This is a genomic window from Streptomyces sp. NPDC030840 (assembly GCF_055572015.1).
In genome coordinates this window covers 347,347-365,252 of record NZ_JBVIEE010000008.1, presented here as the reverse complement: position 1 = coordinate 365,252, position 17,906 = coordinate 347,347, and the positions used below count along the sequence as shown (strand labels likewise).

Annotated in this window: 19 protein-coding genes; 5 read left to right on the top strand and 14 right to left on the bottom strand. The window is 68.7% G+C overall.

Going from position 1 to position 17,906, the window contains the following annotated elements; translation table 11 throughout:
- A partial coding sequence (locus ACZ49J_RS20465) for an aldehyde dehydrogenase family protein (RefSeq protein WP_467449743.1) occupies positions 1-210 on the top strand: 210 nt, incomplete at its 5' end.
- A 469-nt stretch (positions 211-679) separates the two neighbouring features.
- Here ACZ49J_RS20465 and ACZ49J_RS20460 read toward each other — a convergent pair.
- Positions 680-1,495 carry an oxidoreductase gene (locus tag ACZ49J_RS20460; RefSeq protein ID WP_467449742.1) on the bottom strand — a complete coding sequence of 272 codons (816 nt, stop codon included), beginning with the start codon at positions 1,493-1,495 and terminating at the stop codon, positions 680-682.
- A gap of 106 nt (positions 1,496-1,601) precedes the next feature.
- On the opposite strand from ACZ49J_RS20460, the gene ACZ49J_RS20455 reads away from it, so the two are divergent.
- On the top strand, positions 1,602-2,189 hold the full coding sequence (locus tag ACZ49J_RS20455) for a TetR/AcrR family transcriptional regulator (RefSeq protein ID WP_467449740.1): 588 nt from the start codon (positions 1,602-1,604) through the stop codon (positions 2,187-2,189).
- A gap of 1,119 nt (positions 2,190-3,308) precedes the next feature.
- Here ACZ49J_RS20455 and ACZ49J_RS20450 read toward each other — a convergent pair.
- The 11 genes from ACZ49J_RS20450 to ACZ49J_RS20400 form a co-directional block, all read right to left on the bottom strand.
- Positions 3,309-3,662, bottom strand: coding sequence for a cupin domain-containing protein (locus tag ACZ49J_RS20450; protein ID WP_467449739.1), 354 nt, complete (start codon positions 3,660-3,662; stop codon positions 3,309-3,311).
- Positions 3,663-3,859: 197 nt separating this feature from the next.
- Positions 3,860-5,140, bottom strand: coding sequence for an NAD(P)/FAD-dependent oxidoreductase (locus tag ACZ49J_RS20445; RefSeq protein ID WP_467449738.1), 1,281 nt, complete (start codon positions 5,138-5,140; stop codon positions 3,860-3,862).
- An 87-nt stretch (positions 5,141-5,227) separates the two neighbouring features.
- Positions 5,228-5,500, bottom strand: a complete 273-nt coding sequence (locus ACZ49J_RS20440; RefSeq protein WP_467449737.1) for a hypothetical protein — start codon at positions 5,498-5,500, stop codon at positions 5,228-5,230.
- Positions 5,497-6,363 (bottom strand): ABC transporter permease, encoded by an 867-nt coding sequence (locus tag ACZ49J_RS20435; RefSeq protein ID WP_467449736.1) that lies wholly within the window; start codon positions 6,361-6,363, stop codon positions 5,497-5,499. Before ACZ49J_RS20435 ends, ACZ49J_RS20440 begins: the two co-directional genes overlap by 4 nt.
- A complete protein-coding gene (locus ACZ49J_RS20430; RefSeq protein ID WP_467449735.1) occupies positions 6,360-7,238 on the bottom strand; it encodes an ABC transporter permease in 879 nt (292 codons plus the stop codon). Before ACZ49J_RS20430 ends, ACZ49J_RS20435 begins: the two co-directional genes overlap by 4 nt.
- Before the next feature lie 3 nt (positions 7,239-7,241).
- The gene (locus tag ACZ49J_RS20425) at positions 7,242-8,387 is read right to left on the bottom strand and encodes an ABC transporter ATP-binding protein (RefSeq protein WP_467449733.1); all 1,146 of its coding nucleotides are present in this window, start codon (positions 8,385-8,387) and stop codon (positions 7,242-7,244) included.
- The gene (locus ACZ49J_RS20420) at positions 8,380-9,486 is read right to left on the bottom strand and encodes an ABC transporter substrate-binding protein (protein ID WP_467449792.1); all 1,107 of its coding nucleotides are present in this window, start codon (positions 9,484-9,486) and stop codon (positions 8,380-8,382) included. The genes ACZ49J_RS20425 and ACZ49J_RS20420 overlap by 8 nt, the downstream gene beginning before the upstream one ends.
- Positions 9,487-9,885: 399 nt before the next feature.
- Entirely contained in the window at positions 9,886-10,566 is a 681-nt protein-coding gene (locus ACZ49J_RS20415; RefSeq protein WP_467449732.1) for a haloacid dehalogenase type II, read from the bottom strand.
- 134 nt (positions 10,567-10,700) lie between these two features.
- Positions 10,701-11,837 carry an N-methyl-L-tryptophan oxidase gene (solA, locus tag ACZ49J_RS20410; protein WP_467449731.1) on the bottom strand — a complete coding sequence of 379 codons (1,137 nt, stop codon included), beginning with the start codon at positions 11,835-11,837 and terminating at the stop codon, positions 10,701-10,703.
- Positions 11,838-11,947: 110 nt separating this feature from the next.
- Positions 11,948-13,006 carry a tartrate dehydrogenase gene (locus ACZ49J_RS20405; protein WP_467449730.1) on the bottom strand — a complete coding sequence of 353 codons (1,059 nt, stop codon included), beginning with the start codon at positions 13,004-13,006 and terminating at the stop codon, positions 11,948-11,950.
- 73 nt (positions 13,007-13,079) lie between these two features.
- On the bottom strand, positions 13,080-13,964 hold the full coding sequence (locus tag ACZ49J_RS20400) for a LysR family transcriptional regulator (RefSeq protein ID WP_467449728.1): 885 nt from the start codon (positions 13,962-13,964) through the stop codon (positions 13,080-13,082).
- Positions 13,965-14,923: 959 nt separating this feature from the next.
- Here ACZ49J_RS20400 and ACZ49J_RS20395 point away from each other — a divergent pair.
- Together ACZ49J_RS20395 and ACZ49J_RS20390 are read left to right on the top strand one after the other, a co-directional pair.
- The gene (locus ACZ49J_RS20395; RefSeq protein ID WP_467449727.1) at positions 14,924-15,277 is read left to right on the top strand and encodes a VOC family protein; all 354 of its coding nucleotides are present in this window, start codon (positions 14,924-14,926) and stop codon (positions 15,275-15,277) included.
- 70 nt (positions 15,278-15,347) lie between these two features.
- Positions 15,348-15,752, top strand: a complete 405-nt coding sequence (locus tag ACZ49J_RS20390; protein WP_467449725.1) for a MarR family winged helix-turn-helix transcriptional regulator — start codon at positions 15,348-15,350, stop codon at positions 15,750-15,752.
- A gap of 61 nt (positions 15,753-15,813) precedes the next feature.
- Here ACZ49J_RS20390 and ACZ49J_RS20385 read toward each other — a convergent pair whose 3' ends face one another.
- Both ACZ49J_RS20385 and ACZ49J_RS20380 read right to left on the bottom strand, forming a co-directional pair.
- A complete protein-coding gene (locus ACZ49J_RS20385) occupies positions 15,814-16,233 on the bottom strand; it encodes an SseB family protein (RefSeq protein WP_467449724.1) in 420 nt (139 codons plus the stop codon).
- 301 nt (positions 16,234-16,534) lie between these two features.
- The gene (locus ACZ49J_RS20380) at positions 16,535-17,254 is read right to left on the bottom strand and encodes an SDR family NAD(P)-dependent oxidoreductase (RefSeq protein WP_467449723.1); all 720 of its coding nucleotides are present in this window, start codon (positions 17,252-17,254) and stop codon (positions 16,535-16,537) included.
- Between the two features lie 93 nt (positions 17,255-17,347).
- Here ACZ49J_RS20380 and ACZ49J_RS20375 point away from each other — a divergent pair, with 93 nt between their 5' ends.
- Positions 17,348-17,899, top strand: a complete 552-nt coding sequence (locus ACZ49J_RS20375) for a MarR family winged helix-turn-helix transcriptional regulator (protein ID WP_467449790.1) — start codon at positions 17,348-17,350, stop codon at positions 17,897-17,899.
- Positions 17,900-17,906 lie beyond the last annotated feature (7 nt).

The following is a 17,906-nucleotide window of genomic DNA, read 5'->3' as shown; positions in this document are numbered from 1 at the left end:
TCACGCCTGGACCGCGCCCTGACCGCGGCCCGGCTGCTGGAAGCCGGCGGCGTCATGATCAACGACTCGTCCGACTACCGCTTCGACGCCATGCCCTTCGGCGGCTACAAGTACGGCAGCATGGGCCGCGAAGGCGTGCGCTTCGCCTTCGAGGAGATGACCCAGCCCAAGGTCGTCTGCATCAACCACATCACCGACGTGGTCCTATGACCGCCTTGCGTACCGAGCGCGACTCCCGGCAGCGGCGCAGCCGGAGTAATTGTCAGATCGGTGGATGGGGCGCACCTGACTGTCCGTAGCATCAGCCTCAAGGATTCAGCTGAAACCATCGTCTGACGCCCTGACAGCAGAAGGTTGCCTCCCACCTGCGGTGATCTGGACTGCCTAGATCCAGAAAACCGCGAGGAAGAGGCACCCGACGGGCGAAGAGTACCGACTGGCAGCTTGCCGTGCGGGCCGACGGCAAGAACCTGATCGGCCACGCGGGCGTGGTGCTGCTACGGAAGGTTGCCGACCGCGTCGGCCTTGGCCACTGCCCTGAATGCGGCGTTGCCACACCGGTCCGGGTTGGCGGGACCGGCGCACGGGACTGGTTCAGCTGGCCCGCGCAATCATGCTCGGTGCGACGAACATCTTGGAGGCCGAGCAACTCCAGTAGTGTTGGGGATGGGGGTGTCGGTCAGGTAGGCAGCTGGTTGAGCTTGCGGATCTGCCGGTCGAAGGCTCGGGAGGGGACGAGGCGGCGGAGGGCGCTGACGCGTCCGGCGGTCGGCCCGGCGGGGTAGCGCAGCCTCGGCTTCGGGTCGGTCGCCGCAGCGACGATCGCCTTGGCGACGGTGGCGGGATCGTCGCCGTCCTTCATCGCCGCGCCCATCAGGTGCTCGAAGACCTGCCGCTGCTGCTCGTAGACCGGCAGAGGCATGGCGGGCTTCGGGGAGTTCGCCTCGAACGCCGTCCTGGTCACGGCGGGCTCGACGAGCAGCACGCGGACGCCGTGCTGGCGGACCTCGTGGTCCATGGACTCGGAGTAGCCCTCGACCGCGTGCTTGGACGCGGCGTAGGCGGCCATGTACGGCGCGGGGACGAACCCGAGGACGGACGAGATGTTGATGATCCGGCCGCGGCCTTGGGCGCGCATGTGTGGCAGGACGGCCTTGGTCATGCGGATCAGGCCGAAGACGTTGATGTCGAACAGCTGCTGGTCCTGGGCAAGGGAGCGTTCCTCGCCGGCGCCGGCGGAGCCGATGCCGGCGTTGTTGACCAGGACGTCGATCCGCCCGAACTTCTCGATCACGCGGTCGACCGCGCGGGCGACCGAGGTGTCGCTGGCCACGTCGAGGTCGAGGAACGTCACGCCGTCGCGGCGGGCATCCCCGGAGGCTCGGCGGCTCGTTCCGACGACCTCGAATCCTGCGTCGACGAGCGCGAGCGCGGCCGCCTTGCCGATGCCTGACGATGCTCCGGTCACGAGTGCTACCGGCCGGTTTGTGGTCATGCTTGGGCCTCCTCAGTGATTGGATTATGACCGTAATGCAATTACTCTAGGATGGGAGTCGGCAGGCGGCAAGCGGCCTCCTGGCCGGAGCGACGAGGAGGAGTGCGTGGCGCGCTACACGAAAGACCACAAGCAGGCGACGCGGCAGCGGATCATCGACGCGGCCGGCCGCCGGTTCAAGAAGGACGGCATCGACGGTTCAGGGATATCAACGCTCATGGCGGACGCGGGCCTGACCAACGGCGCCTTCTACGCCCACTTCGCCTCCAAGGAGGACCTCGTCGCGAATGCCGTCGCCGACCAGTTGGGCATGCAGAACGCCAGCCTTGAAACGCTGGCGCATGGCCGCGCCGGGCTCGAACAGTTCGTCCGCGCGTACCTGTCCCCCGGACACCGCGACGACCCCGAGAACGGCTGCCCCACCGCCGCCCTGCTCGACGAGATCGGACGCTGCACGGACGCGACCAAGCAGGCGTTCACCGGGGGCATGCTGGCCGTTATCGACGACATCGCAGCCCGCCTGGCACCCGACAACCCGCCCTCGGCACGCGCGCAGGCGCTCAGCGTCTTCGCCATGATGGTCGGGACGCTGCAACTCTCCCGCGCCCTGGCCGACCCCAAGCTCGCGGACGACGTCCTCGACCAGGGCGTCCACAACGCCCTCGCGTTGCTCGACGCCTCACCTGTGCGGTAGCCCGCTCTTCGCCTCGTGGACGAGCCTGGCTGCCCCACGGAAGGCGGCGCACAGGCGCTGCTGCCCACCAGAACCCACCGCGGCATGATGAAGTACCCCGCGCGAGACCTGGCTGCCAGCCACAGATGACGGATACCGCGCCCAGGTGACAACTATTCCGCTCAGTCACATCCCGGCGCCCTTCACGGTGTTCCTCATCACACTCGAAGTCTTCGCCACCGGCCGGTTCCCCATCTGGGAACCGGCCCGTACCGACGACGTCGGCGTACGGCGGTTCAGCGGGAATCTCCACACCTCCACGCGGGATCGTCACCTGGCAGTGGCTGCGTTTCACCAGGTCAGCGCATTCCGTCGGTTGGCCTCATCTCCAACAGCTGTCCCCGAGCCGGCGCCGGGTGCGCTGGGTGACCGGCTGGGCCGTCAACGCCACGGACGAGCAGGCCATCGCTCTGCAGCCGGCGAAGGTGTGGACGGCCGCGTGCGGCAGGACGGCAAGGTCCACGAGATCAAGGGACCCGCGGCAACATGGTTTCTTACCAGGTCGCCGAGTTGACCGGCCTGCGCGACCTGACCGGCTGGCCGACCAGGATTCGGCTGGCTTCGCTCTTCTCCATGGTCAACCGCGGATAGGGCCGAACGCTTCTCGCGCCTGATCGGATGCAGCTCTCCACGCTTGTCAGTCGCAGAGCGATCCCGTGCAGTGAGATCAACAGGATCGAAGCTGCCGGTGGCTTTCTGTGTGGTGCGCACCATTGCCCTTACGGTGCCTCGCACGCTCGGCCGGACCATGCCGTCGAGCCGGCCGCCACGTTCCGCTGCCGCCTGCGCGAGGCGCTGGAGAACCGGCGGTGCGCTTCGCCACCCACCGCCTGCCGGCCGCGGACGCACGGAGGGCCTCTTCGATCTGGGCCTCTCCGTGCGCCCGCCTGACTTCCACGCCGCGACGCCGAGCAGTACGGATGGGACCGGGCGGCAGCCGCCGGTCCCATCGCCACATACCCCGTCGCTGAGCCGCATTTCTGCCACAGCGCGGTCCCAAGGGCATCGAGGACATGTGTCTACTGGGCAGGTTGCCCTCGCGAGAGGTCCCGACGCCGATCGTGCCCTGCGGCATCGGCGTTACGACACGGTCAGGTAGATCTTGCGCACGGTTTCGATGGTCTTCCAGACACCGACGTAGCCCGGCTTCATGACAAAGCTGTCGCCTGCCTTGTAGATCACCGGCTCACCACCTTCCGGCGTGAGTTCGACGACGCCGGAAAGGATGTGGCAGAACTCGAAGGTCTCGCCCTTGATCGAGCGCGTCTCGCCGGGCGTGGCTTCCCAGACACCCGTGTTGATCGTTCCGTCACGGGCGGTGTCCTGGGCCCAGGTCTTGTAAGTCGGGTCGCCGGAGATCAGGCGTTCCGGCAGCGGACCGGACTCCTTGGGTGCGAAGGAGGGATCGGTGTCGATGGTCTTCAGGAGCGACATGCTTTTTTCCTCTATTGGTTTCGGGAGCGATGCGAAAGGGACCAGGGCCTGACGGCTGCGCTCCACGGTCACGGCGCGCAGTAGGTCGGTGAGTCTCTCGGCGGGCAACAGGCCCTTCACTGAGCAGTTGGGCCACGCGCGGTCGGCGGCGAGGACCTCCTTGGCTTCCGGTGCTGCCCAGGCAGGCTGTCGACCGGTCAGCGGATGCGGTCCAGCGTCTTGTAGTAGGCGCCCGCGAAGGGCAGGAACCAGGCAGTGCCGTTGTAGAGGGGGATGCGGGGCGGGGCGATGTCGCGGACGGGGCTGACCTCGGGGTGCCCATCCATCACCTCGGCCATGACCTGCCCCATGTGGGTGGCCATCTGCACGCCGTGGCCGGAGTAGCCCATCGAGTAGTAGACGCCGTCCTCGGTCTGCCCGGCGTGCACGATGCGGTCCATGGCGAAGCCGACGGAGCCGCCCCACACGTACTCGATCTTCGTGCGGGAGAGCTGGGGGAAGATCGCGCACATGTCACGGAACAGGACCTGTCCGCTCTTCTTGTCCGAGGTGGGGTCGGACGGCGCGAAGCGGGCGCGTCCGCCGAACAGCAGCCGGTTGTCCGGGGTGAGCCGGAAGTAGTGGCAGACCTTGTTGGAGTCGACGAGGAGGCGGGCCTTGGGGATGATGTCCCTGGCGAGCTCCTCGCCCAGCGGTTCGGTGACGATGATGAAGCTGCCCACGCAGACCTGCTGGCGGCGCAGCCACGGGAAGTTCTTGTCGGTGTAGGCGTCGGTGGCCATCATGACCTGCCCGGCACGGATGACACCGCGCTCGGTCTGCACCTCGAAACGGCCGGTGGCGGTACGCCGCACGCCGATGGCCGCGTTGCGCTCGTGGATCTCGACACCGGTGCGCTCGCACGCCTCGGCCATCCCGCGCACGAAGCGGCCCACGTGCAGGGCGGCGCTGAACGGGTCGAGCAGCCCGCCGTGGTAGGCATCGGATCCGATCTCGGAACGCAGCTCGGACTTGCCGATCAGAGTCGTCTTATGTCCGAAGTACTTCGCCAGGTCGCGCTGCTGCGCCTTCTTGCTCTCGAAGTGCGAGGGGCGGGACGCGAGGCCCAGGCGCCCGACGCGACGGAACTGGCAGTCGATGGACTCCTCGTTCACGAGCCGCTCGACGGTGTCCACGGCCTCGCCGTAGGAGTTGTAGATCTCACGGGCCAGCTCCAGGCCGTACCGGCGGATGGCCTGACCCACGCCGATGGTGAAGCCCAGGTTGGCCATGCCGCCGTTGCGGGCGGAGGCACCGGAGCCGATCTGGCCCTTCTCGACGAGGGTGACACGGGCACCCTTGCGGGCGGAGTGCAGGGCGGTGGACAGACCCGTCAGGCCAGCGCCGACGACCACCAGGTCGGTGTCCTCGGTCAGCGGCTTGCCGGACCGGTCGGGAAACGCCCCAGCGGTTTCTATCCAGTAGGGAATCGTCTTCATTTCGGTGTCCTTAGCGGGGAGTTTCGAAGGAGGGCGGGGCGCGGCCGGGCACCACCAGGAGCCCGGCGACGGGGCTGCGGTCGCTGATCAGCGGGGGCTCGATCCGATCAGCGGCACGGAACAGTTGCAGACGCGGACGAGGAGGCCGGTCTCGCGCAGTCGGCGCGGGATCAGGTCGACGACCAGGCCGACGCGGGCCGGCCCCCACAGGCCGTCGATGTAGCGCCTGCCGTCGGCGTCGTCGATGTACGGGCTCTCCCCTCGCTGGACGACGAGGAGATCCTCGCCCTCGGGGCTTAGCGAGCCGTTGGCGGTCATGTACAGCAGGTGCCGCTGAGCGGTGGCGGCGGCGGTGGTCATACGGCCTCGCCTCCCGGGTTGGCGACGCCGACCGTGTTCTCGACCGAGAGCAGGGATTCCTGTCGTCCGGAGCCGAGCCAGCGCACCAGGGCCACCAGGCCCAGGGCGAGGATGGCGAAGGCGGTGAGCAGCGCGCTGACCGCGGTGACGCTGGGGTCGATCTCGAAGGTGAGGGAGTTGTAGACCCGCACCGGCAGGGTGACGGTGTCGACCGAGGAGAGGAACTGGGAGATGTAGAACTCGTCGAAGCTGGTGATGAAGGAGAAGATCGCCGCCGCGATCATGCCCGGCGCCGCCAGAGGGAAGGTGATCTTCCGGGCGATCGTCAGCCGGCCCGCACCCATGCTGGCCGCTGCGTCCTCCAGGCGTTCGTCGATGCCACGCAGCGTCGCGATCAGGATCAGCACCGCGATCGGTGAGGCCAGCACGGTGTGACCCAGGGCGATGGCGATCGGGCTGCCCAGCATCGCGACCGGCTCGAAGAACAGGAACAGACCCAGCGCGGTGACGATCTGCGGGATCACCAGCGGGCCGAGGACCAGGGCGAACACCGCCGACCGCAGCGGGAGTTGGCTGCGGACCAGAGCGGTGGCCGCGGTCACGCCGATGATCAGGGAGAACACGGTGCTCAGGGCGGCGATCAGGGCGCTCAGGGAGAGTGCGGCGGGCCATTTGCTGCCGTCGGCGAACAGGGCCTTGTACCAGTTCAGCGTCCACGCCTCGGGCGGGAAGGAGGCGAAGGCGTTGTTGCTGAAGGAGGTGACGAGGATGACGACGATTGGCAGCGCCAGGAACAGCAGGATCACGGTGGCCACCGCCGTCAGGACGATCCGCCCGACCAGTGTGCTGCGCAGCTCCATCATGACGCGTTCCTCTTCCTACGGCTGGCGCCCAGGGAGCTGACGGCCTTGACCAGCAGCAGTCCGGCCAGGGTGAGGACCAGCAGGATGACGCCCTGTGCGGCGGCGCCGTTCCACTGGTTCTCCTTGGTGACCTGCTGGTTGATGAGGGTGGCGATCATCGTCTGGTGGGGTCCGCCCATCAGGGCCGGGGTGATGTAGTAGCCCAGCGACAGGATGAAGCTGAGCAGTCCGGCACTGGCCAGGCCCGGGGCCACCAGCGGCAGATACACCCGGCAGAAGATCGTCACCCGGCCGGCGCCCATGCTGGCCGCGGCAGCCAGCAGCCTGCGGTCCACCCCGCGCATCACCCCGTACAGCAACAGCACCGTGTACGGCAGCATCATCGAGGTGGTGCCGATCACCACGCCGAGCTCGTTGTAGAGCAGCTGGAACGGCCCGCCCGGTACCAACTCGTTCACTATGCCCTTGTCGCCGAGCATGATGATCCAGCCGTAGGTACGCACCAGGGCACTGATGAAGTGCGGCACGACGACGACCAGCATGGCCAGGCCCGCCAGGATGGGTTTGAGCCGGGTGATGGCGTTTGCCAGGACAAAGCCGAAGACCAGGCTCAGCACGGCTGTTTCTGCGGAGATCCGCAGCGTGGTGATCAGCACGGAGAGGTTGACGCCGGTCAGCGCGTCGGCGTACCAGTGCAGGGTGAACGCGCCGTCGGCGTCCTTCAGGCTGAGTAGCAGGGTGCTGAAGATCGGGTAGACGAACAGCACCAGCAGGTAGACCACGACCGGCAGGGCGTAGAGGACCCCTACCCGGGTGCGGCGCGATGCCAGCAGCTTACGCGGGCGGGCCGGCGCGGGGGCGGTGAGGGCGGCCATGGCTCACCCTCCCTGTTCGGCAGTGACGGAGAAGAGGTTGACGTCGTCGGAGTCGGCGGTGATCCCGACCCGCTCACCAGCGACAGGGCCACGCCCGGCCGGGACTTCCAGCCGCAGCAGCGGCGCGTCCTTGCCGTCGACGCGCACCCCGGCGCGGACCAGGGTGCCCACATAGGTGGCGGTCTCCACCGTGCCGGTACAGAACCCGTCGTCGGTGGCACAGGCCCGCAGCCGGCCCGGCTGGACGGCGACCTTGACCTGGGCGCCGGAGGCGAGGTCGTGGCGGCGCGCCTTGATCAGGCCGCCACTGGCATCGAGGCGGACCAGGGTGCGCTCGCCGTCCTGCTTCTCCACCCGGCCGGGCAGGAAGTTGGCCGCCCCCAGGAAGTCCGCCACGAACGGAGTCCTCGGCCGCTCGAACAGCTCCCTCGGGGTGTCGAACTGCTCGATCAGGCCGTTGCGCATCACCGCGATCCGGTCCGACATGACCAGCGCCTCTTCCTGATCGTGCGTCACATAGATGACGGTCAGGCCGAGTTCCTGCTGGATGGTCTTGATCTCGACCTGGAGCTGGTCGCGCAGCTTCTTGTCCAGCGCGCCCAGCGGCTCGTCCATCAGGATGACCGGCGGGCGGTAGACCAGGGCCCGGCACAGGGCGACGCGCTGCTGCTGGCCGCCCGACAGCTCGCGCGGCTTGCGGTTGCCGAACCCGGACAGGCCCGCGATCTCCAGCGTCTCCCCCACCCGCCGGCGGATCTCGTCCTTCGGCACGCCGCGCAGGGTGAGCGGGAAGGCGACGTTCTCGCTGACGCTCATGTGGGGGAAGAGCAGGTACTGCTGGAAGACGAAGCCCAGGCCCCGCTTCTGCGGGGCGAGGCGGGTGACGTCACGGTCCCCGACGGTGATGGTGCCGGAATCGGGTTCGCAGAACCCGGCGATCATCATCAGCGTCGTCGTCTTGCCCGACCCGGACGAGCCGAGGAAGGTGACGAACTCCCCGGCCGCGATCTCCATCGACGCCTCGTCGACAGCGACCACATCGCCGTAGGTCTTGCGCAGGGCCACCACCGACAAAGACTTTCCGGTCGCGGTGGCCGGTTTGCCGCCGGCCGCCTTGACAGACGGTGTGGCAACACCGAATTCAGCCACGAGCCCACTCCAGCCAGCGCTTGGTGACAGCCGATTCGTTCTTCAGCCACCAGTCGACATCCGCGTCGAAACCCTTGTCGTAGTACTTGGGCGCACCGGCGAGTGCGTTGCGCTCGTCCTCGGTGAGCTTGGCGTAGGCCACCGGGGACGACGGGTTCGACGGGAACGCCTTCGCCAGGGCGGCCTGGCTCTCCGCGCGCAGCGAGAAGTCCATCAGCTTGTAGGCGTTGTCCACGTGGGCCGCGCCCTTGGCGATGGCGTAGCCCGAGAACTGGCGGCGCATGCCGTTGAGCTGCCGCTCCACCGGGACACCCTGCTTCTGCAGATCGGCGATCCGGCCGTCCCAGACAGTGGACATCGTCACCTCCTGGCGGCTGAGCAGCACACCGGGGAGCGGGCCGCTGTCCCAGAACTTCTTGATGTCCGAGCGCAGTTCGGTCAGCACCTTGAAGGCGCGGTCAACGTCCAGCGGGTACAGCTTGTCCATGGGGACGCCGTCGGCCAGCAGCGCGAACTCCAGCTCGGGCAGGTCACCGTCCGGGCTGCACATCGCTCTGCCGCCCTGGAACGCCTTGGTATCGAAGAAGTCCGCCCACGACTCCGGCTTCCTGCCCCCGAAGGCGTCCGTGCGGTACGCGATGCACTGGCCGTAGAAGCTGTGGCCGATCGCATGGTCCGTGATCTGGGCCTCGGGGATCTTCGCGCTCTTCACGCTCTTGAGCCGGTCGAGGTCCAGCGCCTCCAGGGCGTCCTGTTCGACGTACTTGGTGTGCGACACCATCGCGTCGTTGATGAGGTCACACTGCGGCCGGCCCTGCTTGATCTGGGCCAGCAGCGGGGCGTTGTCCAGGTTGAGCACCTTGACCTGAATGCCGGTCTCCCGCGTGAACGGCGTGTAGATCGCCTTCTGCAGGGCCGCGCCGTAGGAACCGCCGCTGTCACGCACGACCACCGTCTTGCCGCCGCCCTTGCCGCTGACGGACGAGGAGCGGCTGGTGCCGGTACCGCAGGCGCTGAGGGCGGTCGCGGCGGCTACACCCGCCGTGACCCCGCCTATTCCGCGCAGGAACAGTCTGCGGTCTATTCGGGTGTCTTTCATCATGTGCCTCCTGGTGGTGCCTGCCGCGAGAAGGGGAGCGGCTGGGGACGTGGAAAGCGGCAGCCGGAACTGGAACTGGGGATGGTTGTCCGCCTCGTCGGAATCGACGCCCTGACCTGTGGGCCGCAGGGTTGGGTGCGTGGCCGTGGCGGGGTCCCACGGGAGGGCCAGGGCGGCCAGTTCCGCCAGTTCCGCGTCGGGGACGGTGAGGCCGTGCATGCCGTAGGGAGATCCGCCCGCCGGCCGACAGCGGGGACCGTGTGCTCCCCGCTGTCGGCCGGGTCGAGGATGCGGCGGAGGACGTCGCCTCGGCCCGGTACTGCGAGTTCTACGCGGGCGTCGCCGACATGGACTGCGGGTCCTTCAAGGTGTCGGTGCGGGACGGTTGTGCGTCGCGGGTCAGATGCCGAGCATGGTGTTGAGCTCGTCCAGGGACTTGACGGTCACGTAGTCGTAGCCGTGGGTGACGGGGTCGCTGCCGCGGTCCAGGAGGACGAGGTTGCGGAAGCCCATGTCGTGCATCGGCATCAGGTCGTAGCGGGTGTGCGAGGAGACGTGCACGAAGTCGTCGGGGGACGCGTCGAGCTGGTCGAGCATGTACTCGAACGCGGCGTAGCGGGGCTTGTAGCAGCCGGCCTGCTCCGCGGTGTAGACCGCGTGGAAGTCCGCGCCGAGCCGGGGCACGCTCTCTGCGAGGAAAGAGTTGTCGGCGTTGGAGAGGATCACCAGCTTGTAGTTCTCGCCCATCTTCTTCAGCGGTTCCGGCACATCCGCGCGCGGGCCCCAGCTGCGGACGCCGTCGCCGAGCCGCTTGCCGGCGTCCGGGGCGGCCTTGATGCCCCACTTGCGGCAGACGCCCTCGAAGGCGTCCTGCAGTGTCTGCTCGTAGGGCTTGTACTCGCCGCAGACCGAGTCGTAGCGGTAGCCGCGGAACTCCTTGACGAACTGGTCCCAGTGCTCGGCCGGGATCTGGTCGCCGACGAGCTCACGCGTGATGGGGTTCATCGGCCAGTCGATCAGCGTGCCGTAGCAGTCGAACGAGACGTACTTCGGGCGCCACTGGAACGAGGGAATGGGCATGGGAGTGCTCACTTTCTTGCTGCTGGGAACTGGCTGGGGGCAACCCCGATTTCGGGCATGCCCATGACAGGGATGTCGGGATGGGGTGCGGGGGTGTGGGGGTGTGGGGTGATGTCGTCGACGCTCGCCCCGGGTCAGGTGGCGCCGACTCCTGCGGGAGCGAGGAAGTCGATGGGGTGCTCCGTGGCGCCGTCGAGCGCCAGGCCGGCGGCGATCTCGCCCATCGCGGGCGAGAGCTTGAAGCCGCTGCCGGAGAACCCGGCCATGACGATGATGTCGTCCTCACCGGGGAGATGGCCGACGAGCGGGTTTCCGGACTTGGTGTAGCCCTCCATGTAGGCCGACATCCTGATGGGGTCGGGGTTCAGGTCGGGCATGAGCTCACCGATGAGCTCGCGGAAGGTGCCGAGTTCTTCGGGGCGGACCGTACGGTCGAGCCGTTCGGGCTCGGGCACGGGCGCATGGTATTTGAAGGAGAGACCGAGCTTGACGGAGATGCCGTCGGGCGACGGGATCCCGAAGCAGTCGTGGGGTGTGGCGCGCACGAAGGGAGGGGCACCGCCCGCGAACCAGTCGTGGCGGGTGGGCAGGTGCCAGGAGCAGATCACCCGGCGGACGTCGATGGCCTGGGGGAGGTCCGGGAGCAGGGTGTTGATCCAGGGGCCCACGGTCACCACGGCGGCGTCCACGTGGTCCGTGCCCTGGTCGGTGACGACCCGCACCCCGCCGCCCGCCGCGGGGACGACCTCGCGCACCGTGGTGTAGCGGTGCAGCCGGGCGCCCAGCTGTTCGGCGCGGGCGGCGGCGGCCTGGATGGACGCCTCGGGTCTGATGACGGCGCCCAACCGGTCGAGGACGGCGGTGTGTCCGTCCGGGAGCCGGTGTTGCGGGTAGCGGCGGGCGAGTTCGTCCCGGTCCAGCACCTCGTGGTCCAGCCCCTGGGCGGCGCTGGTGGAAAGGAGGAGGCGCATGGACGGTGAGGCGCTCTCTCCCATCACGAGGCTGCCGCTGCGGCGTAGCAGCGACCGGCCCGTCTCCGCCTGGAGCTGCTCCCACATCCGGTCCGCGAGCCGCAGCAGCGGAACGTACCCGGGCTCGCCGAGGTGGGCGGCCCGGTAGATGCGGCTCTCGCCCCCGGCCGCGCCGCGGTCATGACCCGGCGCGTACCGGTCGTAGCCGATGACCTCGGCTCCGCGGGCGGCCAGTCGCCACATGGCCTGGCTGCCCATGCTGCCGGCGCCGATCACAGCGACGCGCTTCGGGATGCTCATGATTCGCTCCTTTCTTCCAGTTCGTCCCGCTGGATGGCGTCCAATTTCGGCCATGGAATCCCGCGGGTCAACCCACGCTTTTGCTTTGCCTTGCGGCAGGCGGAGATGGCTCAGAGGAGTTCGATCAGCTTGTCGGTGAACTCGGCGGTGGTCGCGGTTCCGCCCAGGTCACGGGTGCGGACATCGGTCTTGGCCAGGACCGAGGCGATCGCGTCCGTGATGTCCCTGGCAGCGGCGGGATGGCCGAGGTGGTCGAGCATCATGGCCGCGGACCAGATCGCGCCCAGCGGGTTGGCGATGCCCATCCCCGCGATGTCGGGTGCGGAGCCGTGCACCGGCTCGAACATCGAGGGGAAGTCCCGCTCGGGATTGAGGTTGGCCGCCGGGGCGATGCCGATGGATCCGGCGACGGCGGCGGCGAGGTCGCTGAGGATGTCGCCGAAGAGGTTGGAGGCGACGACGACGTCGAAGCGGGCCGGCTCGAGGACGAACTTGGCCGCGAGCGCGTCGATGTGCTCCTGGTCCCAGGCGACCTGTGGGAACGAGGCGGCCCGCTCGGTGACGAGCTGGTCCCAGAACGGCATGGTGTGGATGATGCCGTTCGACTTGGTCGCGGAGGTCAGGCGGCCGCCGCGCCGGGAGGCGAGCGTGAAGGCGTAGTCCAGCAGGCGTGTGACGCCGGCCCGGGTGAACACGGCCTCCTGCACGGCGATCTCGTCCGGGAAGCCGCTGTTGAGCCGGCCGCCGACCTCGCTGTACTCGCCTTCCACGTTCTCGCGCACGACGACGACATCGACGTCGCCCGGCCGTGCACCGCGCACCGGGCTGTCGATGCCTTCGAAGACACGGATGGGCCGGAGGTTGACGTACTGGCGGAAGCTGCGCCGGATCGGGATCAGCAGCCCCCACAGCGAGACATGGTCGGGCACACCGGGGTATCCCACCGCGCCCAGCAGGATCGCGTCCGCCTCGCGCAGCTGGTCGATCCCGTCGGCCGGCATCATGGCGCCCTCCCGCAGGTATCGCTCGCACGACCAGTCGTACGACGTGTAGGACAGGCTGAAGCCGTGGCGGCGGCCGAGAACATCGAGCACCCGCTGTGCTGGGGGCAGTACCTCGGCGCCGATGCCGTCGCCCGGGATCAGGGCGATCCGGTGGTTCGTCGTCATGGCGTCGATTGCAGCAGGACGGTCCGTGGGGCGTCCAAGACGCAAAGCGGATCTGTCTTATAAGCGGGGCCTATCACCTGTCGGTGGCCGAGGTCGCGGCCGTGACGAACGCGGCGGCCGCGGGCGACATGATGCCGCGGCGGGCGACGAGGGCGATGTCCAAGGTGGTCTCCGGCTCGATGTCCAGGACACGGGCGCCCAGTCGCCCGGCGAGATCCCGCCAGGAATCCGTGACCACCGCCAGCCCCACCCCGGCCAGCACCAGAGGCATCAGCGACACCCGGTGCTCGGTCTCGACGGCGACGGCGAAGTCGATGCCCTGTTCCCGCAACGCGTCGACGTAGGCACGCATCCCGGTACCCGACTGCCCGACGATCAGCCGCTGTCCCGCAAGCTCCCGGCACTCCACCGCCCTCCGGCCGGCGAACGGGCCGTCGGCCGGCACCACCAGCACAAAACGCTGCCGCCCCAGCGCATGGGAGACGACCTCCTTGTCGGGAAGAGGACCGGCGGACGCCAGGAGCCCCAGCTCCACCGCACCCGTGCGCACCATGTCGATCACATCGCGCGACGTGAACGCGGCATTGATCGCCACGGAAACGCCGGGATAACGGCGGCTGAAGGCACTGACCATGCTCGTCAGCGGCTCCACCGCCTGCGACGGCATCGCCGCCACATCCAGGCGCCCCTCACGCAGCTCATGCACCGCCGCCACACTTGCCCGCGCCGTCTCCAGACTCCGCACGGCCTCCCGGGCAGGCTCGATCAGGGCCCTTCCCGCCTCCGTCAGCACCGCCCCGCGCCCGATGCGATGGAACAGCTCCGAGCCCAGATCACGCTCCAGCGCCCGCACGGCCTGCGACAGCGACGGCTGCGACACGTACAGAGCCGACGCCGCACGGTTGAACCCCCCACGATCGACAATCGCAAGGAAGTACTCCAGCTGCCGAATGTCCATACGCGCCCTCTGCCCCTGCAAGAAACAACCGACGACTCGATCGGTCCCAGCCATGGTGGCGCAAAGGATCGCCAGGTTTCGAGGACCGCCAGTCGGCGGCTTCGTCTCTCCTGTCGGCGTCGCCAAAACTCCCTGGGCGACGAGCGGCCCCGCCGACGGCCCACCCGCCGCCGCAAGACCAAGCCCCTGGGCACTTGGACTCCAAAGGGCCACGTCATCCAGCTCTGAGCCCTTCCTCACACAGTAAACGCCTCGAGAGCTGATCGTGCGCCGGCGGCAGACCTTGAGCGGGCCCGAGGCCGGCGCCAAGCAGTGGCAGGCTCTGGACTACGGCAGCCCGGAATGGCAGCGGGTCTACTTCCGGCTTCGCAACAGCGTCGAGGGCTAGGGCTACAACGGCTACGCCAAGAACCCACTGTCCGAGGGCATCGAATCCGCGGGCTCCCGCCGTATGCGCGGCATCGCGGCACAGACGATCCCGCTCACCTTCCAGCTGGCCCACGCCAACCGAATGAGAAACGGGCCCCCTGCGGTGCCTCCCGTCACCTGCGGAGACCCGTTTCGTCGGTTTCTCGTCATGTTGAGCCACCGGTTGCCGTCGCCCGTGTCGAAGATCGGCGGGCCAACGTCTTCGCCGGTTACCGCGCCCCGCGGGCGAGCATCTCTCCGTGTCCGCCGCACGCCGCCGATCCCCACGGCTCGGACAGCAGCCTCACCCTCTGCAAGCACGGACGAACCCCCCGTTCCTGTCCCCAACCAGGGGACAACGCGCGGGTTCAGCGGTTGGCCACTGCAAGAATCCGCGAACTCGCGCGCTTCGGCCCGGCCGCGCTCGAAGAAGCGGGCACCGCTCCCCCGCCCTAGCGTGGAACTGCCGGCGAATCCCGTCGGTACACGACACATCCCGTCGCCGCACGACACCTTCCGTCGGGAGGACGGGACCACGCGAGGAGTACGCCATGACCCGCGGCCTCACGACCGTCATCTACCCCGTCAAGGACCTCGACCGGGCGAAAGCCCTGTTCAGCGAGCTGCTCGGCACCGAGCCTTACGCGGACTCGGCGTACTACGTCGGCTTCAAGGACGCCGGACAGGACGTCGGCCTGGACCCGCACGGGCACGCCAAGGGCATGACGGGACCGGTGCCGTACTGGCACGTCACCGACATCAGGTCCACCCTGGCGGCCCTTCTCGGCGCCGGAGCCGAGACCCTGCAGGACGTGCACGACGTGGGCGGCGGCAAGCTGATCGCCTCGGTGAAGGACGCGGACGGCAACCTGATCGGGCTCGTGCAGAACGCTCCCGCGGAGTGACGCGGCGAAAGGATGCGCCTGCAGTAAATGCACAGGTAACAAGCCTTCACAGGTCTGTTACCGTGCAGATATGGCAGCGAACACGGCCGACGCCCCGCTTGAGGAGCGGTGGCGGGACATCCTGTCGGTCCACGCGCGCACGATGTGCGAGATCGACCGCGCGCTGCATCCGCACGGTCTCGGCGCCAGTGACTTCGAGGTGCTCGACATCCTCGCCTCGGGCGCGGTCGCGCACACCGGTGAGCAGTGCCGTGTGCAGAACATCGCCGACCGGGTCCACCTCAGCCAGAGCGCGCTGTCCCGTCTGATCGGCCGCCTGGAGAAGGACGGCCTCGTGGAGCGCTCGGTCTGCCAGGAGGACCGGCGCGGGGTGTGGGTCCTCCTCACTCAGAAGGGCCGCGACCTGCACGCGGAGGTTCTGCCCCTCCAACGGGCCGTTCTGTCGCGCATGTTGCGGGACCAGACAGCCTCGTAAGGCCCTCCGAAAGCTCGCGTGACGCGGCGGCCGGGCGGACCCGGCCGCCGGAAGGGGTGGCTCAGCCCTGCGGCCTCGCCAGCAGGGTGCGTACGCCCTCGGAGTCGAGGGTCAGACCGTGGGGCGAGCTGGCGTCTATGGTCAGCGACAGGTCCGTGTCCGGCCACTGCGAGGCGAGGGCCCCGAGGGGCACCAGGCGGTAGCGCGACACGAACGGCAGCAGATCGGCCATCTCCACCTCGGAGGTGAACACGGGGACGACCTGCTCTCCACCTGCCTGCTCCAGCACCGGAAGCGCCACCGCCGTCGGGTCGTAGGCGTCCTCCTCGCTGGCGTCGTCCGGCACCGGGACCAGCACGTCCGACTCGGCCAGCGTGTCGTACGCACCCGGGTCCCCGGTGTGGAGGGCGAGCGTGGTCAGCGCCTCCTGCGCCGGTGTCACGGCCTGGGGCGCGGTGTTGTCGTTCGAGGGTGTGTCCATGGCAGATCCCCGGGTAGTGGCGGACGGGCAGCCCAGGACACCGTCCGTCCCGGGCGCAACTCCCCTCGCGTACCCGGCCAGGCCAGGGGCAATCCTGTGCCATGGCTCAGGGTTCGCTCTTGGCTCAGCAGGTCAGCGGCCGGCTCCACATCGAACCGCCACCGGCACCGCGTACGTCGTCACCCACCGGGTGGACGGTGCGGCTGTCCTCGTCGGTGCCACAGTTCCCACATGCCCGTGTCCTACGCGTTGAGGTGTCACAGGGCCACCACCGGCAGTACGGCTATCGGGTCTTGTACGGCTATCGGGTCTTGTAGGCGCCGCCGTTGACGTTGAGGACCTGGCCCGTGATGTGGCGGGCGGCCGGAGACGCGAGAAAGGCGACCGCGCCGGCGATGTCGGCCGGGGTGCCGGGACGGCCGGTGGCGGTGGCGTCGATCAGGGTGGCACGGCGCTCGTCGGAGAGCTGGTCGCGGAAGAACTCGGTGTCGGTGACGTAGCCGGGCGACACCACGTTGGCGGTGATGTCGCGGGGTCCGAGCTCGTCGGCAAGGCTCAGGTTCCAGGTGGCGAGGCCCGCCTTGGATGCGCCGTACGAGTCGGCCCCCTGGTCGGCCGCGATGGAGCCGAGGTGTACTACCGCGCCCCCCGGGGCGAGGCGGTCGCCGAGGGCCCTGGTGGTGAGGGCGGCGCTGACGAGGTTCGCGTCGAGATTGGCGCGGAAGTCGCGGGCGTAGGAGGCGAGATCGGTCTTGCCGTCGGCGTCGAACACGACGTTGCCTCCCGCGTTGTTGACCAGTACGTCCACGCGCTCGGGAAGTTCGGCGACGAGCCGCAGGAGGGCTTCGGGGTCGGTGTGGTCGCAGATCAGGGGACGGGCCCCGATGTCGGCCGCGAGCTCGTCGAGGGGGCCGGGGCGACGGCCGGTGACGATGACGGTGTCTTTCTGGTCGGCGAAGTGGCGGGCGATGGCGCGGCCGATGCCCGTGCCGCCGCCGGTGACCAGGATGGTGCGTGGCATAAGATGAAGCTCCTCGATTCAGGTCTAAATTTAGAGCTAAACGTAACATGGGAGAGGGTTGGCATGGCAAATGAACCCCTCACGCCGAAGGGCATGAGCTACCCGACGGACGGCGCGTCCACGTACCCCGTGCAGGACATCGCGGCCGCCTGGGAGCGAGAGCGGCCCGGCACGCCCGTCGCGTCGATCGGGATCGTCACGCCCATCTGGCGACTGGCGAAGCTGCTCGGCGACGACCGGCGGCGGGTCCTCGCGCGGGCCGGGATCGATGCCGCGACCCTCGACCTGCTGAGTGTCCTGCGGCGAAGCGGCGCTCCGTACACGCTGAGCACACGCGAACTCGGCAGGCGGTCACTGGTCACCGCGGGCGCCATCTCGCAACGCGTCGCCCGCGCCGAACACGACGGGCTCGTCATCCGCCAACCCGGCCAGGGGCGGCCGCGCACGGTCCTGGTGTCCCTGACCCAGGCCGGGCACGACCTGGTCGAGAGCACCGTCGACCACGTTCTGGGACGGGAGGCAGAGCTGATCGGCGGCCTGACGGGCGAGCAACAGCACCAGCTCACCGAGTTGCTGCGGGTACTGCTCCAGACTGTCCAGCGCCGGCTCGGCGACGACCGTATCTCCCACGTCGGCGACGAGTGAAAGGCGT